The sequence below is a fragment of the Nissabacter archeti genome (assembly GCF_018257325.1).
In the GTDB taxonomy this organism is placed as follows: domain Bacteria; phylum Pseudomonadota; class Gammaproteobacteria; order Enterobacterales; family Enterobacteriaceae; genus Chimaeribacter; species Chimaeribacter arupi.
In genome coordinates, this window is record NZ_JAERKB010000005.1 from 1 (window position 1) to 23,465 (window position 23,465).

At 59.6% G+C, this 23,465-nt stretch carries 22 protein-coding genes; 17 read left to right on the forward strand and 5 right to left on the reverse strand.

What is annotated here, in order from left to right; translation table 11 throughout:
* Positions 1-217: 217 nt before the first annotated feature.
* Complete coding sequence (locus JK232_RS07605) at positions 218-1,120, reverse strand: LysR family transcriptional regulator (protein ID WP_212589019.1); 903 nt, start codon at positions 1,118-1,120, stop codon at positions 218-220.
* A gap of 118 nt (positions 1,121-1,238) precedes the next feature.
* Here JK232_RS07605 and JK232_RS07610 point away from each other — a divergent pair, with 118 nt between their 5' ends.
* Positions 1,239-2,231, forward strand: a complete 993-nt coding sequence (locus JK232_RS07610; protein WP_072928631.1) for an aldo/keto reductase — start codon at positions 1,239-1,241, stop codon at positions 2,229-2,231.
* Here the strand turns inward: JK232_RS07610 and rsmC are convergent.
* Positions 2,221-3,270, reverse strand: coding sequence for a 16S rRNA (guanine(1207)-N(2))-methyltransferase RsmC (gene rsmC, locus JK232_RS07615; protein ID WP_101858051.1), 1,050 nt, complete (start codon positions 3,268-3,270; stop codon positions 2,221-2,223). The genes JK232_RS07610 and rsmC overlap by 11 nt on opposite strands.
* Before the next feature lie 111 nt (positions 3,271-3,381).
* On the opposite strand from rsmC, the gene JK232_RS07620 reads away from it, so the two are divergent.
* The 13 genes from JK232_RS07620 to deoD all read left to right on the forward strand — a co-directional run bounded on the left by JK232_RS07620 (position 3,382) and on the right by deoD (position 16,061).
* Positions 3,382-3,819 carry a DNA polymerase III subunit psi gene (locus tag JK232_RS07620; RefSeq protein ID WP_072928633.1) on the forward strand — a complete coding sequence of 146 codons (438 nt, stop codon included), beginning with the start codon at positions 3,382-3,384 and terminating at the stop codon, positions 3,817-3,819.
* Positions 3,764-4,204, forward strand: coding sequence for a ribosomal protein S18-alanine N-acetyltransferase (rimI, locus tag JK232_RS07625; protein WP_101828013.1), 441 nt, complete (start codon positions 3,764-3,766; stop codon positions 4,202-4,204). The genes JK232_RS07620 and rimI overlap by 56 nt, the downstream gene beginning before the upstream one ends.
* Positions 4,205-4,335: 131 nt before the next feature.
* Positions 4,336-4,647, forward strand: coding sequence for a helix-turn-helix domain-containing protein (locus JK232_RS07630; protein ID WP_072928635.1), 312 nt, complete (start codon positions 4,336-4,338; stop codon positions 4,645-4,647).
* A complete protein-coding gene (locus tag JK232_RS07635) occupies positions 4,647-5,909 on the forward strand; it encodes a type II toxin-antitoxin system HipA family toxin (protein ID WP_212589020.1) in 1,263 nt (420 codons plus the stop codon). Before JK232_RS07630 ends, JK232_RS07635 begins: the two co-directional genes overlap by 1 nt.
* A gap of 153 nt (positions 5,910-6,062) precedes the next feature.
* On the forward strand, positions 6,063-7,652 hold the full coding sequence (gene prfC, locus JK232_RS07640) for a peptide chain release factor 3 (protein ID WP_072928637.1): 1,590 nt from the start codon (positions 6,063-6,065) through the stop codon (positions 7,650-7,652).
* A 549-nt stretch (positions 7,653-8,201) separates the two neighbouring features.
* A complete protein-coding gene (osmY, locus tag JK232_RS07645; RefSeq protein ID WP_072928639.1) occupies positions 8,202-8,813 on the forward strand; it encodes a molecular chaperone OsmY in 612 nt (203 codons plus the stop codon).
* Between the two features lie 222 nt (positions 8,814-9,035).
* Positions 9,036-9,197: a DUF1328 domain-containing protein gene (locus JK232_RS07650; RefSeq protein ID WP_072928640.1), complete on the forward strand. Its 162-nt coding sequence runs from the start codon at positions 9,036-9,038 to the stop codon at positions 9,195-9,197.
* A gap of 156 nt (positions 9,198-9,353) precedes the next feature.
* Positions 9,354-10,466: a patatin-like phospholipase family protein gene (locus JK232_RS07655; RefSeq protein ID WP_072928641.1), complete on the forward strand. Its 1,113-nt coding sequence runs from the start codon at positions 9,354-9,356 to the stop codon at positions 10,464-10,466.
* Positions 10,463-11,260: a TatD family hydrolase gene (locus tag JK232_RS07660; RefSeq protein ID WP_212589021.1), complete on the forward strand. Its 798-nt coding sequence runs from the start codon at positions 10,463-10,465 to the stop codon at positions 11,258-11,260. The genes JK232_RS07655 and JK232_RS07660 overlap by 4 nt, the downstream gene beginning before the upstream one ends.
* Before the next feature lie 535 nt (positions 11,261-11,795).
* On the forward strand, positions 11,796-12,575 hold the full coding sequence (gene deoC / locus JK232_RS07665; RefSeq protein WP_212589022.1) for a deoxyribose-phosphate aldolase: 780 nt from the start codon (positions 11,796-11,798) through the stop codon (positions 12,573-12,575).
* 68 nt (positions 12,576-12,643) lie between these two features.
* Entirely contained in the window at positions 12,644-13,966 is a 1,323-nt protein-coding gene (gene deoA / locus JK232_RS07670) for a thymidine phosphorylase (protein WP_072928643.1), read from the forward strand.
* A gap of 74 nt (positions 13,967-14,040) precedes the next feature.
* Positions 14,041-15,264 (forward strand): phosphopentomutase, encoded by a 1,224-nt coding sequence (gene deoB / locus JK232_RS07675; RefSeq protein ID WP_072928644.1) that lies wholly within the window; start codon positions 14,041-14,043, stop codon positions 15,262-15,264.
* Positions 15,265-15,341: 77 nt separating this feature from the next.
* Positions 15,342-16,061, forward strand: a complete 720-nt coding sequence (gene deoD, locus JK232_RS07680; protein ID WP_072928645.1) for a purine-nucleoside phosphorylase — start codon at positions 15,342-15,344, stop codon at positions 16,059-16,061.
* 52 nt (positions 16,062-16,113) lie between these two features.
* Here deoD and JK232_RS07685 read toward each other — a convergent pair whose 3' ends face one another.
* On the reverse strand, positions 16,114-16,779 hold the full coding sequence (locus tag JK232_RS07685) for a YtjB family periplasmic protein (RefSeq protein WP_072928646.1): 666 nt from the start codon (positions 16,777-16,779) through the stop codon (positions 16,114-16,116).
* A 224-nt stretch (positions 16,780-17,003) separates the two neighbouring features.
* Between JK232_RS07685 and serB the strand changes: the two genes are divergently transcribed.
* The 3 genes from serB (at position 17,004) to nadR (ending at position 20,768) form a co-directional block, all read left to right on the forward strand.
* A complete protein-coding gene (serB, locus tag JK232_RS07690; RefSeq protein WP_072928647.1) occupies positions 17,004-17,978 on the forward strand; it encodes a phosphoserine phosphatase in 975 nt (324 codons plus the stop codon).
* Positions 17,979-18,082: 104 nt separating this feature from the next.
* Positions 18,083-19,468, forward strand: a complete 1,386-nt coding sequence (gene radA / locus JK232_RS07695; protein WP_072928648.1) for a DNA repair protein RadA — start codon at positions 18,083-18,085, stop codon at positions 19,466-19,468.
* Between the two features lie 67 nt (positions 19,469-19,535).
* The gene (nadR, locus tag JK232_RS07700) at positions 19,536-20,768 is read left to right on the forward strand and encodes a multifunctional transcriptional regulator/nicotinamide-nucleotide adenylyltransferase/ribosylnicotinamide kinase NadR (RefSeq protein ID WP_072928649.1); all 1,233 of its coding nucleotides are present in this window, start codon (positions 19,536-19,538) and stop codon (positions 20,766-20,768) included.
* 57 nt (positions 20,769-20,825) lie between these two features.
* Here nadR and ettA read toward each other — a convergent pair whose 3' ends face one another.
* Both ettA and rcsA read right to left on the reverse strand, forming a co-directional pair.
* Entirely contained in the window at positions 20,826-22,493 is a 1,668-nt protein-coding gene (gene ettA, locus JK232_RS07705) for an energy-dependent translational throttle protein EttA (protein WP_072928650.1), read from the reverse strand.
* A 183-nt stretch (positions 22,494-22,676) separates the two neighbouring features.
* The gene (gene rcsA, locus JK232_RS07710) at positions 22,677-23,306 is read right to left on the reverse strand and encodes a transcriptional regulator RcsA (RefSeq protein WP_165699706.1); all 630 of its coding nucleotides are present in this window, start codon (positions 23,304-23,306) and stop codon (positions 22,677-22,679) included.
* Between the last annotated feature and the right edge of the window lie 159 nt (positions 23,307-23,465).

A 23,465-nucleotide genomic window follows, 5' to 3' on the forward strand; every position in this document is an offset into this window, starting at 1 on the left:
AGGGACTTGAACCCTCACGTCCGTAAGGACACTAACACCTGAAGCTAGCGCGTCTACCAATTCCGCCACCTTCGCATTCCAAGTGCACTACCGGAGTAATGCAACCACGGAGGCGAATTCTAGAGATTTTCGCCGGGGCGTCAATAGTTATTTCGGTAAGATGACACGACTGCTGCAAAAAGCATCAGAAAAAGTGCAGATTGCGGTTTTCAGCCGGTTAACCCGCTTCCATTTGCTGCAATAAGCCGGTCAGCCAGGCCAGCATGACCCGTACGCGGGGCGCAATAAAACGGCCGGGCGGGTGCATCAGCCAGACCGGCATCGGTGGCGGCGGGCAATCCGCCATCACTTCCACCAGCTCACCGGCGGCCAGTTCACGCTGTAACGCATGGCGTGCCGCCTGGATTAAGCCAAACCCGCTGCGCCCGGCGGCGATATAGGCATCGGCCCCGCTGACACTCAGGGTGTACAGCAACTGTAATGCCACCGTTTCCCCCTGTTGTTGGAACTCCAGCGCCTCCGCCTGCCGGCCATGACCGGACACGTAACCCACCATCTGATGCCCGCCCAGTGCCTGCGGCGAACGCGGCTGCCCATAGCGGGCCAGGTAGCCGGGCGAGGCGCAGGTGACCTGCGGCAACGCCGCGCGGGCGTGCGTCACCAGCTGTTCATCGGCAGAGGGCCAGGCGCGCAGCACACAATCCACACCGTGGTGCAGCAGGTCGATGGCGCTGTCATTGGCGCTGAGCATCACCGCAATCTGCGGGTAACGTGCGGTAAAATCCGGCAGCGCCGGAATGACGATTTCCCGTGCCAGCGAGTGCGGCATATCCACCCGCACGTTGCCCTGCGGCTGGTGGCGTTGGTGGGCGAACAGGGCGTCGGTTTCCGCCAGCGCATCCAGCAGTTGCAGGCAGCGATGGTAATAAAGCTCGCCTTCGTCAGTGATGTGCAGCCGGCGGGTGGTACGCACCAGCAGGCGCACGCCGAGCCGCAACTCCAGCCGTTTCAGGGTGGTGCTGACGGTGGCGCGCGGCAGGTTCTGGTCTTCCGCCGCGCGGCTGAAACTCTGTAACTCCACAATACGGGTGAAGATCCGCATCGCCTGGATCTGGTCCATAGGGCATCCGATTGTTGGTGATTTCTGAACAGTGCTGAGCAGGAAGCATGATTTATCTTGCCCGGATAAACAACCACACTCTCCACCACTGACACAGCACCCTAGGGGAGAGAACACAATGCAACAGCGTCAACTGGGAAAAAATGGGCCGGCGGTCTCCGCCATCGGGCTGGGCTGCATGGGCATGAGCGATTTTTACTCCACCGGCAGCGACCATAAAGAGGCGGTGGCCACGCTGCACCATGCGCTGGAGCGGGGCGTCACGCTGCTCGACACTGCCGACATGTACGGGCCGCACACCAATGAGGCACTGATTGGCGAGGCGATCAAAGGCAAGCGCGACCAGGTTTTCCTCGCCACCAAGTTCGGCATCCTGCGCGATCCGGCCCAGCCGTCGCTGCGGGGCGTCAGCAGCCGCCCGGCGTATATCCGCCAGTCTGTCGAAGGCAGCCTGGCGCGGTTACAGGTGGAGGTGATTGATCTTTACTACCAGCACCGGGTCGATCCTGCGGTACCGGTGGAGGAGGTGGTCGGCACGCTGGCCGATCTGGTGCGTGAAGGCAAGATCCGTTATCTCGGCCTGAGTGAGGCCTCCGTCAGCACGCTGGAACGGGCCTGCGCGGTGCACCCGATTACGGCACTGCAAACGGAGTACTCGCTCTGGACGCGTGATGTGGAAGACGGGATCCTGGCGGCCTGTGAACGGCTGGGGGTCGGGTTTGTGCCTTACAGCCCGCTGGGGCGCGGCTTTTTGACCGGGACGCTGACGTCGCCGGAGGATCTGGCAGCCGATGATTTCCGGCGGGATAACCCGCGCTTTAGCCCGGAGAATTTCAGCCGCAACCTGGCACTGGTGGAGAAGGTGAAAACGCTGGCGGAAGAGAAGGGAGTAACCCCGGCGCAGCTGGCGCTGGCCTGGGTGCTGGCGCAGGGGGAGCACATTGTGCCGATCCCCGGCACCAAGCGCCGCCGCTATCTGGATGAGAACATCGCCGCCCTCGATGTGAGGTTAACGCACAGCGAACTGGCGGCGATTGAGGCCATCTTCCCGTATCACGCGGCCGCCGGCGGGCGGTATCAGGACCACGTGATGCCGATGCTTAACGCTTAGATTTTTTCTTCGACGCGCGCGGCGGGCGGCCCAGTTCAGCCTGGTACACCTTAAAGCGGCCGGTTTGCGCCAGCACTTCATGGCTGCCGAAGGTGGCATCCAGGATGTCGGCATACGGCAGGAAGGCGTTCGCCACGATGCGCAGCTTGCCGCCGATGTGCAGGTGGCTGGCTGCGCCGCGGATCAGCATCTCTGCCGCGTGCAGGCTGGTTTGCAGCCCCTCGTGGAACGGCGGGTTAGAGACGATCATGTCAAACCGGCCGCGGATGTCGGAGTAAACGTTACTGGCGATCACGTTGCCTTCCAGGCCGTTGGCGGCCAGCGTCGCGCGGCTCGCTTCCAGCGCGGCGGCGTTGACGTCACTCAGCGTCAGTTTCACTTTCGCAAAATGGGTGCCCAGCACCGCGCCGACCACACCGGCCCCGCAGCCGATGTCCAGCACGGAACCTTTGATGTCTTCACTGAAGGTGCCCAGCAGCAGCATACTGCCTGGGTCGAGCGCATCACGGCTGAAGACGCCCGGCAGGGTTTTCACCGTGACGTCCGCCACCACGTAGGATTGCCACCACGCGTCCGCATCAAATTCCGGCTGCTGTTCCAGGCGGCCATAATAGAGGCCACAGCGGCGGGCGCTGTCGATTTTCTGCAAGGTACACAGCCCTTCCAGCATCGGTTCCGCGCTGCGCACCCCGGCGCGGTTTTCGCCGATCACGAAGACATGGCTGCCGGCCGGCAGCAGGGAGAGCAGGTTAGTGAGCTGGAACTGTGCTTCTTGCTTGCTCTTCGGCCAGTAGTAGATGAGCGTATCGCAGCCGCCCACCACGTCGGCGTCTGCCAGCAGACTGTACTGAACGTTTTCCCCCAGCGCCTGGCTCAGCATCTGTCCGTGATGATATTGGTTGGTATGGACACGCACCTCCGCGGCTTCAAGCTGGGCGGGCAGGCTGTCTTGTAAGTCGCCGGCAAACAGCACGCGGCGCTCGGTAAATTCATCAGTGTGGCGCAGTATGACTTCACTGGCGGGGGTTAATGCAGACATCAGGGTGTGGCTCCTTAAGAAGATGACCGGGGATTATAGAGGTTTGTTGGCGCATGTTCGATGGGTTTGCTAGCATAGCGCGGCACATTTGGGTGCTTGGCAGGGTTTGGCATGGCAACGCGACGCGACATACTGTTACAACAACTGGGTATTACGCAGTGGACGCTGCGCCGCCCGGCGGTCTTGCAGGGTGAAATCGCCGTCCATCTGCCGGACGATGCGCGGCTGCTGATTGTGGCGGATGACCTGCCGCCGCAGGATCACCCGCTGTTGCAGGACGTCCTGCACGCGCTGGGGTTGCAGCCGCACCAGGTCTACAGCCTGACCCCGGATAACGTGGCGATGCTGCCGGAAGGCACCCGCTGCGCCAGCTGGTGCCTCGGCCTCAGCACGCCACCGGCCCTTGAGGGCGTACACCTTTCCAGCCCGGCGCTGCCGGTGCTTTCCCAGGACGCCGGTGCGAAACGCGCACTCTGGCAGCAGATTTGTGACCATGAACAGCATCTCTATCCTGACGCCGGACGACCATCCGCGCGCCATGCAGATTGAACGCGCCAGCCACGCCTTTCCGTGGAGTGACGCCACCTTCGCCGGCAACCAGGGCGAGCGCTACCTTAACCTGAAAATTGAGGCCGACGGGCAGATGGCCGGTTTCGCCATCACCCAGATCGTGCTGGACGAGGCGACGCTGTTCAATATCGCCATTGATCCGGTGTTCCAGCGCCGCGGCCTCGGCCGTGAACTGCTGGAGGCGTTGATCGCTGAACTTGAGGCGCGCGGCATCCTCACGCTGTGGCTGGAAGTCCGTGCGTCGAATGCCGGTGCACTCGCCCTGTATGAGCAGCTCGGCTTTAATGAAGTCTCACTGCGCCGCAACTATTACCCCACCGCCACCGGCCGTGAGGATGCGGTGATCATGGCGCTGCCGGTGTAACGGCACCTCATTACAATGATATTGTCCCTTGAATACAACTCATGAGTTGTTTATGCCCTTTAAAACAACCAGTTTGTTGTAAAGAAGCCAGTTAACAACTAATGTGTTGTTAACGTTTCAGGGGTTTAACGATGAAAAAACTGGATGAGCTTGCCGGGATTTTAAAACAGCGCCGTCAGGCGCTGGCGCTTAACCAGCACGATATGCTGATGAAAATCGGCATGTCGCAGCAACAGTACCAGCGGATCGAGGCGGGCGGTGATGTGCGGCTCTCCACATTACTGCGGGTACTCGAAGGAATGGATCTGGAACTGCAACTGGTGCCGCGTGAACGTGGCGGGCAACCAGAAGGGCAGGCTGCGCAGGTCACGCCGGCAGGTTCGGAAGAGGCAGAGCGACGTTTCCGGGAATGGGATGAGATGATGCGCAGGCTGGAGGACTAATGGCAGAGCGGCGAACAGAATCTGTCGAGGCGCTGGAGCTCCTGCTGCATGACCAGCAGATCGCGGTGCTGGCGCACTATTCAGGCAACCGCAATTTCCTGACTTTCAACCCTGCCTATCGTGACCTTCCCACTGACCACCAGCCGTTATTCACCCTGACCCAAAGAATTCGCCCCGGCTACCTCTCTCAGCCTTTAACCTCAACCGGGCGTCTGCCGCCGGTGTTGTCTAATCTGCTGAGTGAAGGTGCGCTGCGGGAATGGATGGCCCGCGAGCTGAAAGTCCATGTTGATGCGGAATTTCCACTGATTGCCTTTGCAGGCAATAATTTACCAGGGGCGCTGGTGGCAAAACCTTTGCCTCTGGGCGGCATACCGCCATGGGCGCAGGCCTCGCGTGGCGACCGGCTGGCACCCGTACAGATTGAGGTGCGGCATCAGGCCAATAAGTTCTCGCTGGCGGGTGTACAGATGAAATTCTCTGCCTTGCGACAGGATGGCCGGTTCATGATCAGTAATGGCGCCGGCAGAGAGAGTTGGATAATCAAAACGCCCTCTACCATACACAAAGGCGTGCCGGAGAATGAGTTCTCCGCCATGCTGCTGGCGCAGGCTATTGGCGTCACCATCCCTGAGGTGAAATTAATCCCTCTGACGCAACTTGCCGCGCTTCCGGATATTCCTTTACCCAATGAGCCGTATGCCTATGGCATCCGCCGGTTTGACCGGTATCAAACCGGACGGGTGCATGCCGAGGATTTCGCGCAGATTTTCGAGGTCTATCCCCATGAGAAATACCGGCGTTTTAATTATGATCAACTGGGCGCCACGCTCTATCGGATGGGCAATGGCGGTCTGGCTGATATCCAGCAAATGGCGCGCCGTCTGCTGGCGAATATTTTGCTCGGCAACGGCGACGCCCATCTGAAAAACTGGACGATTTACTACCCCGATGGCCTGAACGCCCGATTGTCCCCGGCCTATGATATCCTCAGCACGCTGCCTTACGTCCGGGACGAGCAGGAAGTTGCGCTCAATATGGCGCATGAGAAACGCTGGTATCACCTGAGTATGGCGACGTTCGCCCTATGGGCTGGAAGAATCGGAGTGCCCTGGCCGGCATTGCGTGTCCACCTGGAGGAGGCGCTGCAACTGGCGCATGAACGCTGGCCGGCGATGCTGGCAGAGTTACCCATGTATGAGGCACATAAACGGCTATTGCAGGCTCACCAGGCACGGCTTCATCCTGACTTTCGCTTGTGATGGGCATAAAACGCACAATATTTCATCATTGATTGTCTCTGCCGGGTAAATCATAGAAAATAGCGCCCCATAATTTATTCCTTCCGCTTTGCCTGCTGCCGTTCGCGGCACGATGTTCCTGTCGCAGGGCGGTACAACTATAGAAACGTGAAAATGTCTCCAAGTGAATACGCCCGCGAAGTGGCCAAACGCCGCACCTTCGCCATTATCTCTCACCCCGATGCGGGTAAAACCACCATCACCGAGAAGGTGTTGCTGTTCGGACAGGCTATCCAGACTGCCGGGACGGTAAAAGGCCGCGGCTCCAGCCAGCACGCGAAATCGGACTGGATGGAGATGGAAAAGCAGCGTGGTATCTCCATCACCACGTCGGTGATGCAGTTCCCGTACCGTGACAGCCTGGTCAACCTGCTGGACACCCCAGGGCACGAAGACTTCTCCGAGGATACGTACCGTACCCTGACGGCAGTGGACTGCTGCCTGATGGTGATCGACGCCGCAAAAGGCGTTGAGGATCGTACCCGTAAGCTGATGGAAGTCACCCGTCTGCGCGACACGCCGATCCTGACCTTTATGAACAAACTGGACCGTGACATCCGTGACCCGATGGAAGTGATGGATGAGGTGGAGCGTGAGCTGAAGATCGCCTGTTCGCCGATCACCTGGCCGATTGGCTGCGGCAAGCTGTTCAAAGGCGTTTACCACCTCTATAAGGATGAGGTTTACCTCTATCAGTCCGGTAAAGGCCATACCATCCAGGAAGTGCGGATCGTGAAGGGGCTGAATAACCCGGATCTGGACGCTGCCGTGGGTGAGGACCTGGCCGCGCAACTGCGTGACGAGCTGGAGCTGGTGCAGGGCGCTTCCCATGAGTTTGAGCGTGAAGCCTTCCTGAACGGCGAACTGACCCCGGTCTTCTTTGGTACCGCGCTGGGTAACTTCGGCGTAGACCATATGCTGGACGGGCTGGTGGAGTGGGCACCGGCACCGATGCCGCGCAACACGGACACCCGTGAAGTGACGGCACAGGAAGAGAAGTTCACCGGCTTCGTGTTCAAGATCCAGGCGAACATGGACCCGAAACACCGTGACCGCGTGGCCTTTATGCGTGTGGTTTCCGGCCGCTATGAGAAGGGCATGAAGCTGCGCCAGGTGCGTACCGGCAAAGACGTGACCATCTCCGATGCGCTGACCTTTATGGCCGGTGACCGCTCCCATGTGGAAGAGGCCTACCCAGGCGACATCCTCGGCCTGCATAACCACGGCACCATCCAGATCGGTGACACCTTTACCCAGGGTGAAGACATGAAGTTCACCGGCATCCCGAACTTTGCGCCGGAACTGTTCCGCCGCATCCGCCTGCGTGACCCGCTGAAGCAGAAACAGTTGCTGAAAGGGCTGGTGCAGTTGTCGGAAGAGGGCGCGGTGCAGGTGTTCCGCCCAATCGCCAACAATGACCTGATTGTGGGCGCGGTGGGTGTGCTGCAGTTTGATGTGGTCGTCGCCCGCCTGAAAAGCGAATACAACGTTGAGGCGATTTATGAATCCGTGAACGTCTCCACCGCCCGTTGGGTCGAGTGCAATGACGTGAAGAAGCTGGAAGAGTTCAAGCGCAAGAGTGAGCTGAACCTGGCGCTGGATGGCGGTGACAACCTCACCTACATCGCCCCGACGATGGTTAACCTTAATCTGACGCAGGAACGTTACCCGGACATCAGCTTCCGCAAAACCCGCGAACACTGATCCTCCCCGTTCCTCCGGCAGGTCAAAAAAACGGCAGCAATGCCGTTTTTTTATGCCTGTGATTCCGGGAATATCTCCCCATTTTTTGCCCGCCTTTTGCTGGTTTTTTCCGCTTTCATCCGGTTTTTTGGCTATTTTCAGGCCGAAAAGCTCGGACTAGTCTGCATTTCCCCGCTTTTCTGCAATTTTTCAACCACTCCGGTCTTTTTCGACTATATTTAATTTGTGCCCGGCGAAAACCGCCATAAAGCACTGGAGTTAACAAGGAAGGCAGCGAATTATAAGGCAACTATGCTAAAAAGCAGTCGTTAATCCTTATAAAGCGGGTATGCCCAGGAAGTTCGGTACGGACACCGGACATGTCATGGAGAGAAGGAAACGCTTCGGCGTGAATTCATAAGACAACAGAATGTTTAGCTTTTAAGACGCACACTCTGCAAGTTTCCGACGTGCATAAAAACGTGAAATTGTCGCAACGATTAGTCGTCACCCTGTTCGTGACTCACGGTTTCCCGGCAGTTGGGAATCACAACATAAAGGAATGAATCGATGAAAAAGTCTAAATTTGCCTATTCAATGATGGCCGTGGTGTTGAGTTCTGCGCTGGTTGGCGGTAACGCCCTGGCTGAAACCATGACAAGCAAGACTGAGAACGCTGCGGACTCCGCAGGCGCGAAAATCGATAGTTCAGTCAACAAAGTCAGCAACTACATGGGCGACAGCGCCGTCACGGCGAAAGTGAAAAGCGCGCTGGTAGATAACGATGCGATCAAAAGCACCGATATCTCTGTCGACACCACCAACGGTGTGGTCACGCTGAGCGGCTTTGTCGGCAGCCAGGCTGAAGCCGACCAGGCCGTCGCCGCCGCCAAGAAAGTGGAAGGCGTGACCTCCGTCAGCGATAAGCTGCACGTGCGTGACGCAAAAGAGCAGTCTGCGAAAGCCTATGCAGGTGATTCCGCCACCACCGGCGAAGTCAAAGCCAAACTGCTGGCCGATGACATTGTCCCGTCCCGTAACGTGAAAGTGATCACCACCGAAGGCGTGGTACAGCTGACCGGTACGGTTGAGAACCAGGCCCAGTCTGAGCGCGCAGAAAGTGTTGCCAAGGCGGTTGACGGTGTGAAATCCGTTAAAAACGACCTGCAGATCAAACCATAAGCTCTGCTGAACTGATGATGTAACGGCTGCCCTGGTTGCAGGGCAGCCGGTAGCGTGACCAAAACCACAAGAAAATGTGCGCCCGGCAGCAGGAAAAGTGCGCGAAAGTCAGGCAGGATTCTGATTTAACGCTATCTTTTTTAATAAGGTTTCGCGTTCTGGCGACGAAACTTTGTGCTGTGCAAGGGCATCTCAAATTTTAATAAGGTAAGGAGAGATTTTATGTTTCGATGGGGCATTATCTTTTTAGTCATCGCACTGATTGCCGCAGCACTGGGCTTTGGTGGACTGGCAGGTACTGCGGCATGGGCTGCGAAAATCGTCTTCGTTGTCGGCATCATCCTGTTCCTGGTCAGCCTGTTTACCGGTCGCCGGCGCTCATAGCGACGCTGTAAAACACCTTTAACCTCTTGCCGTAACGAGTAAATCAGGCCAGGACGCAACGATTTATTCACCAATGTCATACAAGATGATTACGGCAAGAGCGAATACCGGGTATGCTCAACCCAGGATGGGGACGACCAGGTAACGGGGTAAAGGTTGGGATACAGAATACCGATCACGCTGGGGAATATTGAACCCCTGGCGTATAAACCCTACCAGCCGGGTAAAATCGCGCTGGTATGCGAAGGGGGCGGGCAACGCGGAATATTCACAGCCGGTGTGCTGGATGAATTTCAACGTGCCCGCTTCAATCCGTTTGACCTGCTGATCGGCACCTCTGCCGGTGCACAAAACCTCTCTGCGTTTGTCTGCCAACAACCCGGCTATGCCCGGCGTGTGATCTCCCGCTACACCACCGCTCCCCAGTTTTTTAACCCTTTGCGCTTTGTGCGCGGCGGGCACCTGATCGATCTCGACTGGCTGGTGGACGTGACGGGCCAACAGATGCCGCTGGCGCTGGAAGCGGCGGAAAGCTATCTCGGCAATGACCGGGAATTCCTGATGTGCGCCTGCCGCAGTGATGATTACAGCCCCACCTATTTCTCACCGACCCGTGAAAACTGGCTGTCGGTGCTGAAGGCCTCCAGCGCCATTCCCGGTTTCTACCGGATGGGCGTCGAGCTGGACGGCATCAGCTACCAGGATGGCGGCATCAGTGATGCGATCCCGGTGGAAGAGGCGTACCGGCGCGGTGCCGACACCATTATTGTTGTCCGTACTGTGCCGTCGCAAATGTTCTACGCGCCGCAGTGGATGAAGCGCATGGAGCAGTGGCTGAGTGAAAGCAGCCTGCAACAACTGGTGCATATGATGCAGCACCATGAAAAAAGCTACCGGCGCATCCAGCAATTTATTGAGAACCCGCCGGGCAACCTGCGCATCTTTGAAATTTACCCACCCAAACCGCTGGCCAGCCGGGCGCTGGGCAGCCGGCTGTCGGCGCTGAACCGCGATTATCACCTCGGGCGGCGGTGCGGGCGCTACTTCCTGGCGACCGTGGCGCACTGGCTGCTGCCGCGTGACGAACAGCCGGATCTGGCGGTGCAGGTACCGGCCGCCACGGTTCTTCCGGAAGAACCGGCGAATACGCCGCTGATCACCGATTCCCCGCTGGTGTCGGCCGTGAGTGATGCGGTCAGCGGCTTGCTGGTGGATGCGCCGCCGGTGGCAGAGAATGAAGAACCGGATGATGAGGAGCAGGCGGGATGAGCACAGCGCGTTACTTTATTGACACCCATTGCCACTTCGATTTCCCGCCGTTTGCCGATGACGCGGCCGCCAGCGTGGCCCGTGCCGCTGACCAGCATGTCCGGCAGATTATCGTCCCGGCGGTGACCGCGGATCGCTTTGACCGCGTGTTGGCGCTGGCGAACCAGCATGATGCCCTGTTCGCCGCGCTGGGGCTGCATCCGTTATTTATCCAACAGCATGATGATGCGGCGCTCTCCCGCCTGGCACAGAGCCTGAAGCAGCCGCACCCGAAGGTGGTGGCAATCGGTGAGGTCGGGCTGGATCTCTATATGGAGAACCCGCATTTTGAGCGGCAGAAAGCGCTGCTGGTGGATCAGCTCTCCCTGGCGAAACAGGCCAACCTGCCGGTGATCCTGCACTCCCGCCGCACCCATGATCAGCTGTTTTCCCTGCTGCGCAAGCAGGCGCTGCCCGCCACGGGTGTGGTGCATGGCTTTGCCGGCAGCCTCGCGCAGGCGCAGGCGTTTGTGAAACTCGGCTACGCGATTGGCGTCGGCGGCACCATTACCTATGAGCGGGCGCAAAAAACCCGCAACACCATCGCGGCGCTGCCGCTCTCCTGCCTGCTGCTGGAAACCGATGCGCCGGATATGCCGCTGGCCGGTTATCAGGGCCAGCCCAACCGGCCGGAGCGCGCCGCCCTGGTGTTTGAGGTGCTCTGCCAGTTGCGCCCGGAGCCGCCGGAAACCCTCGCCGCCGCCCTGAACGCCAATACCCGCCGGGTGTTTAACCTGCCGCTGCTGCCGGGCTAAAAACACCCCCTGCCCGAATCTGAAAATCAATGTGAAAATAATCACATTTACCGGGCAGTTATCCGGTTCACCTTGCGCAACCTTTAATGATTTTGGGCTGTGGCGCGGAAATCCGTTCTCTTCTTAATGTGACTATTATAACATCACAGCCAGAGAGCATGGCCGCCTGACCCGATCAGCGGCCTTCACACGCCGGGCCACTCTACCTGGTGTAAACTTATCATCATGGTCACTTTCTGAGCATAAAACGATTATCCTGTGACTCCTGTCACAGTTAATCTAAACGCGTTACAATTGGCTTTAGGATTTTGTGAATCAGAACACATAAGCGTCCCCTGTGCTCATGGTTCAATAGCCAGTACCGGCCCGGTGTTTGCCGGCTCGCGCGGTGAGAAGGAATTCAACCGTGGCCCGCTTTCAGGCAGGCTGCGGCCTCTTCATGGAACCAAGCCCGCTCGCCAACCTGTGGAACGCGTTGCCCATGAAACCTCAGAAGTGATCGTGGCCATCAGCAACGAAAATGTTGGAGAGTCATATGACTGATTTAACCGCCGCAGCGCAACGTGCGCTGAGCCTCATGGATTTAACCACCCTGAATGAAGACGATACCGATGAGAAGGTGATCGCGCTGTGCCGCCAGGCGAAAAGCCCGGCCGGTAACACCGCCGCCATCTGCATCTATCCGCGTTTCATCCCGGTGGCCCGCAAGGCCCTGCGTGAGCAGGGTACCCCGGAGATCCGCATCGCGACCGTCACCAACTTCCCGCACGGGAATGATGACATCGACATCGCGCTGGCAGAAACCCGCGCCGCTATCGCCTACGGGGCGGACGAAGTGGATGTGGTCTTCCCGTACCGCGCGCTGATGGCCGGCAATGAGCAGGTCGGCTTTGAGCTGGTGAAAGTGTGCAAAGAAGCCTGCGCCGCCGCCAATGTGCTGCTGAAAGTGATCATCGAAACCGGTGAGCTGAAGCAGGACGCGCTGATCCGCAAGGCGTCTGAGATCGCCATCAACGCCGGGGCTGACTTCATCAAAACCTCGACCGGCAAAGTGCCGGTGAATGCCACACCGGAAAGCGCGGCGCTGATGATTCAGGTGATCCACGATCTGGGCGTGGGCGACCGCGTCGGCTTTAAACCCGCCGGCGGCGTGCGCACCGCAGAGGATGCCGCCGAGTTCCTGGCGATTGCTGACCGCATCATGGGTGAAGCCTGGGCCGATGCGCGCCACTTCCGTTTCGGCGCCTCCAGCCTGCTGGCCAGCCTGCTTACCACGCTCGGCCACGCCACCGCGAAAAGCAACGGCGGCTATTGATCTGAATAATGCCGCGCCGGCCATACCGGTGCGGCGCTGTTATTTACTGCGTCATGCAGGGGGACACCTTGTTTCTGGCACAAGAAATTATTCGAAAAAAACGGGACGGCCAGCCGCTGACGGCAGAAGAGATTCGTTTCTTCGTCAACGGCATTCGCGACAACCAGGTTTCAGAAGGGCAGATCGCCGCGCTGGCGATGACGATCTACTTCCATGACATGAACATGGCAGAACGCGTGGCGCTGACGATGGCGATGCGTGATTCCGGCACCGTGCTGAACTGGGCGGAGCTGGGGCTGAACGGCCCGGTGGTGGACAAACACTCCACCGGCGGCGTGGGCGATGTGACGTCGCTGATGCTCGGCCCGATGGTGGCCGCCTGCGGCGGCTACGTGCCGATGATCTCCGGGCGCGGCCTCGGCCACACCGGCGGCACGCTGGACAAGCTGGAAGCGATCCCGGGGTTTGACATCTTCCCGGACGACCAGCGTTTCCGCGCCATCATCAAAGAGGTCGGTGTGGCGATTATCGGCCAGACCAACTCACTGGCCCCGGCGGACAAACGCTTCTATGCGACGCGTGACATCACCGCGACCGTGGACTCGATTCCGCTGATCACCGCGTCGATTCTGGCGAAAAAACTGGCCGAAGGGTTGGATGCGCTGGTGATGGATGTCAAAGTGGGCTCCGGTGCGTTTATGCCGACTTATGAAGCGTCAGAAAATCTGGCGCAGGCGATTGTCGGCGTGGCGAACGGGGCCGGTTGCCAGACCACCGCGCTGCTGACGGACATGAACCAGGTGCTGGCCTCCAGCGCCGGGAACGCCGTCGAAGTGCGCGAAGCGGTGCGCTTCCTGACCGGCGATTACCGTAATCCGCGCCTGTATGAGGTCACGATGGCCCTGTGCGTGGAAATGTTACTGTCGGGCGGGCTGGCGAAAGATGATGCCGATGCCCGCGCGAAATTGCAGGCCGTGCTGGACAATGGCGCGGCCGCAGAAATCTTTGGCCGGATGGTGGCAGCCCAGCGCGGCCCCACCGATTTTATTGAGCACTATGACCGTTACCTGCCGGCGGCAACGCTGAGCAAGCCGGTGTATGCGATGGAAAACGGCATCATCAGCGCGATGGATACCCGCGCGCTGGGCATGGCCGTGGTCGCGCTGGGCGGCGGACGCCGCCGGGCCAGTGACACCATTGACTACAGCGTGGGCCTCACCGGCATGGCGCGCCTGGGCGACCGGGTTGACACCCGGCAGCCGCTGGCGATGATCCATGCTGCCAGTGAAGAGGCGTGGGAACAGGCCGCGGCCGCTGTGCGCGCTGCCGTGACGCTGAGTGAACACGCCCCCGGGGCGACGCCGGTGGTCTGCCAACGTATCCGGGCATAATGGTCATCCTTTAGCACCCTCTGTGGCCCGGCTGTCAGCCCGCCGCAAAACGCGTGAATACGCAGGAGAGCAGAATGAAACGTACTTTTATCATGGTTTTAGACTCTTTCGGCATCGGCTACAGTGCTGATGCGGAGAAATTTGGCGACAAAGGTTCCGACACGCTGGGCCACATCGCTGAAGCCTGTGCGCGCGGCGACGCCGACGTCGGCCGCAAAGGGCCGCTGACCCTGCCGAACCTGAGCCGCCTGGGCCTCGGCAAGGCGGCCGAAGCCTCCACCGGGACGTTCCCGGCAGGGCTGGATGAGAAAGCAGATATCATCGGTGCGTATGCCTACGCCAGCGAACTCTCCTCCGGCAAGGACACGCCGTCCGGCCACTGGGAGATCGCCGGGGTGCCGGTCCTGTTTGACTGGGGCTACTTCAGCGACACCGAAAACAGCTTCCCGCAGGAACTGCTGGATAAGCTGGTAGAGCGCGCCAACCTGCCGGGCTACCTCGGTAACTGCCACTCTTCCGGCACCGTGATCCTCGACCAGCTCGGCGAAGAGCACATGAAAACCGGCAAGCCGATTTTCTACACCTCCGCGGACTCCGTGTTCCAGATCGCCTGCCACGAAGAGACGTTCGGGCTGGAGAGACTGTATGAGCTGTGTGAAATTGCCCGTGAAGAACTGACCGAGGGCGGCTACAACATCGGCCGCGTGATTGCGCGCCCGTTCATCGGCAACAAGCCGGGCGAATTCCAGCGTACCGGCAACCGCCACGACCTGGCCGTCGAGCCGCCGTCCCCGACCATCCTGAAAAAGCTGGTGGACGAGAAGGGCGGTAACGTGGTGTCAGTGGGTAAAATCGCGGACATCTATGCGCAGGTCGGCATCACCAAAAAAGTGAAAGCCACCGGGCTGGACGCGCTGTTTGACGCCACCGTCGCAGAGATGAAGCAGGCGGGCGACAATACCATCGTCTTCACCAACTTCGTTGATTTCGACTCCTCCTACGGCCACCGCCGTGACGTGCCGGGGTATGCCGCCGCGCTGGAGCTGTTCGACCGCCGCCTGCCGGAGCTGATGGAGCTGGTCGGCCCGGATGACATGCTGATCCTCACCGCCGACCACGGCTGTGACCCGACCTGGACCGGCACCGATCATACCCGTGAGCACATCCCGGTGCTGATCTACGGCCCGAAAATCAAGCCGGGCTTCCTCGGCAAGCGCGACACCTTTGCGGATATCGGCCAGACCGTTGCCGCCTACTTCGGCCTTTCGCCGATGGAATATGGCAAATCGATGCTGTAACCTTTGCTTGCGCCGCCTCCGGGCGGCGCTTTTTTACCGATGATTAACGCCAGAATTGGCAGAATAAGGAATGAATTATGGCTACGCCGCATATCAATGCTGAAATGGGTGATTTTGCAGACGTGGTACTGATGCCGGGCGACCCGCTGCGTGCCAAGTACATCGCTGAGAACTTCCTGGACGATATCCGCCTGGTGAACGAAGTGCGCGGTATGCTGGGCTACACCGGCACCTACAAAGGCCGCCGCATCTCTGTGATGGGCCACGGCATGGGCATCCCGTCCTGCTCCATCTACGCCAAAGAGCTGATCACCGAGTTCGGCGTGAAGAAGATCATCCGTGTCGGCTCCTGCGGCGCAGTGCGCAGCGACGTGAAACTGCGTGATGTGGTGATTGGCATGGGTGCCTGCACCGACTCCAAAGTGAACCGTCTGCGTTTTAAAGATCACGACTACGCGGCGATCGCGGACTTCGACATGGTGCGCAATGCGGTAGACGCGGCGAAAGCCAAAGGCGTCCCGGCGCGTGTGGGCAACATCTTCTCTGCTGACCTGTTCTACACGCCGGACCCGCAAATGTTCGACGTGATGGAAAAGTACAACATCCTGGGTGTTGAGATGGAAGCCGCCGGTATCTACGGCGTGGCCGCCGAGTTCGGCGCAAAAGCGCTGACCATCTGCACCGTGTCTGACCATATCCGTACCCACGAGCAGACCACGGCTGAAGAGCGCCAGACCACCTTCAACGACATGATCGAAATCGCACTGGAATCCGTGCTGCTGGGCGACCAGGAGTAAGGGGTTCCCTGCCGATAAAAAAGCGCCCTGCGGGGCGCTTTTTTTATGCCGGCTATTTCCCCGGCGGGGCGTCTTCTGCCGGGTCGTCCTTCTCTTTCAGCGGGGTGCTGGCGGTGAGCAGGAAAGGGGACTGCTGCCAGCGGCTGCGGCGGTGCTGCAACAGGGTGCGGGCCAGGATGATGCCGATCGCCAGGGCCAGCAGCATCATCAGGCGCAGCAGGTTGGTGGTGTTATCCACCTGCTTCGATTCGGTGGCCAGCACGTGGGTGTCCAGCGTGATGCGCAAAAAGCCGCTCGGGTCGGCGCGGTCGCCCACCGGCTCCACAATCTGGTGGTTGAAATAGCTGCCGGCGCGCTTGCCGTCCAGCGCCAGCCGGTCGCGCACCGGCACCGTCTCACCGGCATGGGCCACCAGTGCGCCGTCAAGCTGGTACACGGCGGCATCCAGAATGCGGCTGTTGTCATCCGTCAGGCGGGTGAGCAGCGCGTTGATCTTGTCGCTGTCCACGTTGTCATTGTCGTTATCCATCAGGGGTGCCAATGAATAGGCCACCTGCCGCGCCAGCGTCTGCGCCAGCTCCTCCGTCTGCTCTGAGCGCGCCATCTGGTGGCTCAGGCTGAAGTAGGAGGCACCCTGCATCAGCCCCACCAGCAATGCCAGGCAAATCAGCACGATAACCGTGCGGTGCAGGCGGAACGTAAATTTGGCTCGGGCCATGCCATTTCCTTCAGGGGGATTTCATCAGTTTCATGTTGCCAGAAGCAAGGGCGATAGGATAGCTTGATGCGGCGTTTTAACGAGAGCCACGTTCGCCGTGCCCTGTGGGCTGCCTGCTTTCCGCTTTATCAGTTAAATCCATGCCTGATCGTTTTGCATAATGAATGCATCGGCACTATCACCCAGTTTATCATGACCCCTCTGCACCCCTACAGGAGTTAACGATGTCTACCAGTCTGACCTATTGCGATCTTCCGGCGGAGATTGATCAATGGCCGGGGCTCCCCCTTTCATTAAGCGGTGATGAAGTGATGCCGCTTGACTATCGCGCTGGCCAGACCGGTTGGCTGCTGTACGGCACCACGCTGGATAAGCAGACCGTGACCCGTTTCCAGCGTGAACTGGGCAATGCGCTGGTGATTGTCAGCGCCTGGTGCATCGGGCACAACTGTGTGGCCCGCATTGCCGGTACCCTGACGCCGGAAATCGCCGCATTGGCAGACCGCTACCAGCTGGACGTCGCGCCGCTCGGCAAACTGCCGGACCTGCGGGTGCCGGGCCTGCTGGTGATGGACATGGACTCCACCGCCATTGAAATTGAGTGTATCGATGAGATTGCCAAACTGGCGGGCGTGGGCGAGCAGGTGGCCGAGGTCACCGAACGGGCGATGCGCGGCGAGCTGGATTTCACCGCCAGCCTGCGCCAGCGCGTCGGCACGCTGAAAGATGCCGATGCCAACATCCTGAAAACCGTGCGTGACCGCCTGCCGCTGATGCCGGGGCTGACTGAGCTGGTGGCCCGTATGCAGGGCTTTGGCTGGCATGTGGCGATCGCCTCCGGCGGGTTCACCTACTTTGCTGAACACCTGCGGGATACCCTCGGCCTGACGGCGATTGTGGCCAACGAGCTGGAACTGCGTGACGGCAAGCTGACCGGCAATGTGCTGGGGCCGATTGTGGATGCCCAATACAAAGCCGACACGCTGACTGCGCTGGCGGAAAAGCTGGAGATCCCACCGTCCCAGACCGTCGCCATCGGTGACGGTGCCAACGACCTGCTGATGATTGAAGCCGCCGGGCTGGGGCTGGCGTACCATGCCAAGCCAAAAGTCTATGCGCAGGCGCGCGTCAGCATCCGCCATGCGGATCTCACCGGCGTGCTGTGCGTATTGAGCGGCAGCTTCCGCGACGGCATTTAAAGACTGGTTATTTATACAGTTAACGGGGTATAATCGGGCCTTGTCCGGCGCAAAACGTGCCGGTTGTCAGGGCGCCCCGGCGCTGCAAAACGATGAGGTAAGCTGTGGCTAAAGCTCCAAAACGTGCGTTTGTCTGTAATGAATGTGGTGCGGATTACCCGCGCTGGCAGGGGCAGTGCAGTGCCTGTCACGCCTGGAATACCATTACGGAAGTGCGCGTGGCTGCCTCATCTTCCTCGTCGGCGCGCACCGAGCGCTTCAGCGGCTATGCCGGTGATGCCGGCATCAGCAAAGTGCAGAAGCTCTCCGACATCAGCCTGGAAGAGTTGCCGCGCTTCTCTACCGGGTTCAAAGAGTTTGACCGCGTGCTGGGCGGCGGCGTGGTGCCGGGCAGCGCCATCCTGATCGGCGGCAGCCCCGGTGCCGGTAAAAGTACCCTGCTGCTGCAGACGCTGTGCAAACTCTCAGAAAACATGAAAACGCTCTACGTCACCGGTGAGGAATCCCTCCAGCAGGTGGCGATGCGCGCCCACCGCCTCGGCCTGCCGACTGCCAACCTCAATATGCTTTCTGAAACCAGCATCGAGCAGATCTGCCTGATTGCTGAGCAGGAGCAGCCGAAACTGATGGTGATCGACTCCATCCAGGTGATGCACATGGCGGAGATCCAGTCCTCGCCCGGCAGCGTGGCGCAGGTGCGGGAAACCGCCGCCTACCTGACGCGCTTCGCCAAAACCCGCGGGGTGGCGATCATCATGGTGGGCCACGTCACCAAAGATGGTTCACTGGCCGGGCCGAAGGTGCTGGAGCACTGCATCGACTGTTCGGTGCTGCTGGACGGCGACGCCGATTCCCGCTTCCGTACCTTGCGCAGCCACAAAAACCGTTTCGGTGCGGTGAACGAGCTGGGCGTGTTCGCCATGACGGAGCAGGGCCTGCGCGAGGTGAGTAACCCGTCCGCCATCTTCCTCAGCCGCGGCGATGAGATCATGTCCGGCAGTGCGGTGGTGGTGATCTGGGAAGGCACCCGCCCGTTGCTGGTGGAGATCCAGGCGCTGGTGGACCACTCAATGATGGCGAACCCGCGCCGCGTGGCGGTGGGGCTGGAGCAGAACCGGCTGGCGATTCTGCTGGCGGTGCTGCACCGGCACGGCGGGTTGCAGATGTCCGATCAGGATGTGTTCGTCAACGTGGTCGGCGGGGTGAAAGTCACCGAAACCAGCGCTGACCTCTCGCTGCTGCTGGCGCTGGTCTCCAGCCTGCGTGACCGGCCGCTGCCGCAGGATCTGGTGGTGTTTGGCGAAGTGGGGCTGTCCGGCGAAATCCGCCCGGTGCCGAGCGGGCAGGAGCGCGTCTCGGAAGCAGCCAAACACGGCTTCAAGCGCGCCATTGTGCCGCACGCCAACGTGCCGAAAAAATTGCCGCCCAACATGCAGGTGTTCGGGGTGAAAAAACTGGCGGATGCGCTGTCGATCCTCGACGAATTGTAACGCCGGCGCTTCAACGTCGCCGTGGTTGTGATAGGGTGGTTTAATGCCCTGAACAAGAGGATCGGCGATGTCGCAGTTTGATTACCTGAAGGCGGCCATAAAGCATAAGGGATGCACCCTTCAGCAGGTGGCGGACGCCAGCGGAATGACCAAAGGCTATTTAAGCCAACTCCTTAATGACAAGATAAAAAGCCCCAGCGCGCAGAAGTTACAGGCGCTGCATCACTTCCTGGGGCTGGAGTATCCGCACCGCGAGAAAAAGATTGGCGTGGTGTTTGGTAAATTTTACCCGCTGCACACCGGCCATATCTACCTGATCCAGCGCGCCTGTAGCCAGGTGGATGAACTGCATATCGTGATGGGCTTTGACGAGCCGCGCGATCGCCAGCTGTTTGAAAACAGCTCGATGTCCCAGCAGCCCACGGTGAGTGACCGCCTGCGCTGGCTGCTGCAAACCTTCAAATACCAGAAAAACATCCGTATCCATGCCTTTAATGAAGAGGGCGTGGAGCCGTACCCGCACGGCTGGGATGTCTGGAGCCGCGGCATCAAGGCGTTTATGTCGGCGCAGGGCATCGAACCAAACACCATCTACACCAGCGAAGCGCAGGACGCGCCGCAATACCGTGAACACCTCGGCATTGATACGGTGCTGATTGACCCGCAGCGCTCCTTTATGAGCATCAGCGGCACGCAGATCCGCCAGAACCCGTTCCGCTACTGGGACTACATCCCGACAGAAGTGAAGCCGTTCTTTGTGCGCACCGTGGCGATCCTCGGTGGGGAATCGAGCGGTAAATCGACGCTGGTCAACAAGCTCGCCAACATCTTTAACACCACCAGCGCCTGGGAGTATGGCCGCGATTACGTCTTCTCCCACCTGGGGGGTGACGAGATGGCGCTGCAATATTCCGACTACGACAAGATCGCGCTGGGGCAGGCGCAATACATCGATTTCGCGGTGAAATATGCCAACAAAGTGGCGATCATCGACACCGATTTCGTCACTACGCAGGCGTTCTGCAAAAAGTATGAGGGGCGGGAACACCCGTTTGTGCAGGCGTTGATTGATGAGTACCGGTTTGATCTGGTGATCCTGCTGGAGAACAACACGCCGTGGGTGGCGGACGGCCTGCGCAGCCTGGGCAGTTCAGTCGACCGGCAGAGCTTCCAGCAGTTGCTGGTGCAGATGCTCAACGAGAATAACGTGGAATTTGAGCACGTTGACTCCGCAGATTATGACCAGCGCTTCCTACGCTGCGTCGAGTTGATCCAGCAATTGCTGGGGATGCCGCGCTGACCGGGCCGCATAAAAAAAGCCCGCATTGCGGGCTTTTTTATCAGCGGAGAAGGGCGCTTACTTGGCGATCTTCTTGTACTTGATGCGTTTCGGCTCCAGGGCTTCGGCACCCAGGGTACGCTTCTTGTACTCTTCGTATTCGGTAAAGTTACCTTCGAAGAATTCCACCTTGCCTTCATCCTGGTAGTCGATGATGTGGGTGGCGATACGGTCCAGGAACCAGCGGTCGTGCGAGATAACCATCGCGCAGCCAGGGAACTCCAGCAGGGCGTTTTCCAGCGCGCGCAGGGTTTCGATGTCCAGGTCGTTGGTCGGTTCGTCGAGCAGCAGCATGTTGCCGCCTACCTGCAACAGCTTCGCCAGGTGCAGACGGCCGCGCTCACCGCCGGAGAGTTCACCGACGCGTTTGCCCTGATCCACCCCTTTGAAGTTGAAACGGCCGACATAGGCGCGGCTCGGCATCTCAAAGTTGCCGATACGCATGATGTCCTGACCATTGGACACCTCTTCCCACACGGTTTTTGAGCCGTCCATGTTGTCACGGAACTGGTCAACAGACGCCAGTTGTACCGTCTCACCCAGGGTGATGGTGCCGTTGTCCGGCTGTTCCTGGTTGGAGAGCATCCGGAACAGGGTGGATTTACCGGCGCCGTTCGGGCCGATGATGCCGACAATCGCCCCTTTCGGCAGCGAGAAGCTCAGGTCATCAATCAGGACGCGATCGCCATAGGATTTGCTGAGGTGCTCAACTTCCAGCACTTTGTCACCGAGGCGTGGGCCAGGCGGAATGAACAGCTCGCTGGTTTCATTACGCTTCTGGTACTCAACGCTGTTGAGCTCCTCAAAGCGGGCCAGACGCGCCTTGCCTTTGGACTGGCGGCCCTTGGCCCCCTGACGCACCCACTCCAGCTCTTTCTCAATGGATTTGCGGCGGGCGGCTTCTGCCGAGGCTTCCTGTGCCAGACGCTGATCTTTCTGCTCCAGCCAGGAAGAGTAGTTGCCTTCCCACGGGATGCCTTCGCCGCGGTCCAGCTCCAGGATCCAGCCGGCCACGTTGTCGAGGAAGTAACGGTCGTGGGTGATCGCCACCACGGTGCCTTCGTAATCGTGCAGGAAGCGCTCCAGCCAGGCCACGGACTCGGCGTCCAGGTGGTTGGTTGGTTCGTCGAGCAGCAGCATGTCCGGTTTTTCCAGCAGCAGGCGGCAGATTGCCACACGGCGGCGCTCACCCCCGGAAAGGTTGCTGATTTTGGCATCCCACGCCGGCAGGCGCAGCGCATCGGCGGCGCGCTCAAGCTGGTTGTCGAGGTTGTGGCCATCATGGGACTGGATAATCGCTTCCAGCTCGCCTTGCTGTTTTGCCAGCTTGTCGAAGTCGGCGTCCGGATCGGCGTACGCTGCGTAGACTTCGTCCAGGCGGGTCAGGGCGTTCTTCACCTCGGCCACCGCTTCCTCGATGGATTCGCGGACGGTCTGCTCCAGGTTCAGCTGCGGCTCCTGCGGCAGGTAGCCGATTTTGATGCCGGGCTGCGGGCGCGCTTCGCCTTCGATGTCTTTATCGATGCCTGCCATAATGCGCAGCAGGGTCGATTTACCGGCACCGTTCAGGCCCAGCACACCAATTTTGGCGCCGGGGAAGAAGCTGAGGGAGATGTTTTTCAGGATATGACGCTTCGGCGGAACCACTTTGCCGACGCGATGCATGGTATAGACGTATTGAGCCACGTTGAATTGAGCCTCTTTATCAGACCGGGTATTGGAGTTCGGCTGCGGAGTGTAGCCCGTTTCCGGGCGCGATAACAGCCGAACGCATTGACCACCCAGTATAGCGTGGATGGTTGCCGCTTACCGCCGCTAAACGCGCGGCGAATGCCGGGCAACGCACAACATTGGGCTTTTTACCGGTGCTTAACGGCGGGTGACCTGGATGCCGCTGGTAAGTTGCCCGGCCAGCCGCGCAACGTGGTGGATCACCTGATTATTCATGCAGCCGACTTTGCGCCGGATATTGCCTTTATACAGCGACACGGTTTTTTGCTGGATGTTCAGCTGCCGGGAAATCACCGGGGTCGGCTGGCCCGCCATCCACATGCTCAGCACCTGGGATTCTGAGCGGCTCAGCAATAACGGGGTAAGGTCGATCTCATCTTCGTCGTCCGGCGTGGCAACCGCCGGCAGACACTGGCGCAGCAGCGGGTAAAGGGTGTGCGGCCGGGCCGATTTGGACAGGATCACAATATTGCGGCGGAGTGGAACAAACTCCCGGTAATTTGCCTGCTCATAGTCAATTAAAATCACAAACTGGGTGCCGGGGTAATTATCAATAATTTGCCGGAACTGCGCGGTACCCGCCGGGCTGCGGCAGAAACAGAGTTCATTAATAAACACGGCATGCGGCATCATCAGGCCGATATTCTCCCGCAGGGCGGAGAGGGTTCTTATTGCCAGCATCTCGTGTGTGTCCAGGCCCATATCAAGCAGGGTGGTGGAGAGCGCCAGCCGGGTAAAATGGCACGGATCTACAATAATGGCAGACATAGTATTTCCATGTAATGTCAGGGGCGGTGAAAACGCGCCAGGGTTATCCATCCACGATAAAAGGCAGGCAGGTGTGCGCAACCGGCCATGCGAGCAGTAATAGGGCAGGCCTGCGGCACTGTAAAGCGGGCAGGCCAGGATTGAGACAACCTGACGCCA

What these genes read in the sequence shown, in the direction of transcription:
- osmY (WP_072928639.1), top strand. Translation starts at nt 8,202, where the DNA reads ATGAAAAAGTCTAAATTTGCCTATTCAATGATGGCCGTGGTGTTGAGT.
- JK232_RS07685 (WP_072928646.1), bottom strand. Translation starts at nt 16,779, where the DNA reads ATGGCCCGAGCCAAATTTACGTTCCGCCTGCACCGCACGGTTATCGTG.
- prfC (WP_072928637.1), top strand. Translation starts at nt 6,063, where the DNA reads ATGTCTCCAAGTGAATACGCCCGCGAAGTGGCCAAACGCCGCACCTTC.
- rimI (WP_101828013.1), top strand. Translation starts at nt 3,764, where the DNA reads ATGAACAGCATCTCTATCCTGACGCCGGACGACCATCCGCGCGCCATG.
- rcsA (WP_165699706.1), bottom strand. Translation starts at nt 23,306, where the DNA reads ATGTCTGCCATTATTGTAGATCCGTGCCATTTTACCCGGCTGGCGCTC.
- nadR (WP_072928649.1), top strand. Translation starts at nt 19,536, where the DNA reads ATGTCGCAGTTTGATTACCTGAAGGCGGCCATAAAGCATAAGGGATGC.
- JK232_RS07660 (WP_212589021.1), top strand. Translation starts at nt 10,463, where the DNA reads ATGAGCACAGCGCGTTACTTTATTGACACCCATTGCCACTTCGATTTC.
- deoC (WP_212589022.1), top strand. Translation starts at nt 11,796, where the DNA reads ATGACTGATTTAACCGCCGCAGCGCAACGTGCGCTGAGCCTCATGGAT.
- deoB (WP_072928644.1), top strand. Translation starts at nt 14,041, where the DNA reads ATGAAACGTACTTTTATCATGGTTTTAGACTCTTTCGGCATCGGCTAC.
- rsmC (WP_101858051.1), bottom strand. Translation starts at nt 3,270, where the DNA reads ATGTCTGCATTAACCCCCGCCAGTGAAGTCATACTGCGCCACACTGAT.
- JK232_RS07605 (WP_212589019.1), bottom strand. Translation starts at nt 1,120, where the DNA reads ATGGACCAGATCCAGGCGATGCGGATCTTCACCCGTATTGTGGAGTTA.
- JK232_RS07650 (WP_072928640.1), top strand. Translation starts at nt 9,036, where the DNA reads ATGTTTCGATGGGGCATTATCTTTTTAGTCATCGCACTGATTGCCGCA.
- JK232_RS07610 (WP_072928631.1), top strand. Translation starts at nt 1,239, where the DNA reads ATGCAACAGCGTCAACTGGGAAAAAATGGGCCGGCGGTCTCCGCCATC.
- JK232_RS07635 (WP_212589020.1), top strand. Translation starts at nt 4,647, where the DNA reads ATGGCAGAGCGGCGAACAGAATCTGTCGAGGCGCTGGAGCTCCTGCTG.
- deoD (WP_072928645.1), top strand. Translation starts at nt 15,342, where the DNA reads ATGGCTACGCCGCATATCAATGCTGAAATGGGTGATTTTGCAGACGTG.
- JK232_RS07620 (WP_072928633.1), top strand. Translation starts at nt 3,382, where the DNA reads ATGGCAACGCGACGCGACATACTGTTACAACAACTGGGTATTACGCAG.
- JK232_RS07630 (WP_072928635.1), top strand. Translation starts at nt 4,336, where the DNA reads ATGAAAAAACTGGATGAGCTTGCCGGGATTTTAAAACAGCGCCGTCAG.
- serB (WP_072928647.1), top strand. Translation starts at nt 17,004, where the DNA reads ATGTCTACCAGTCTGACCTATTGCGATCTTCCGGCGGAGATTGATCAA.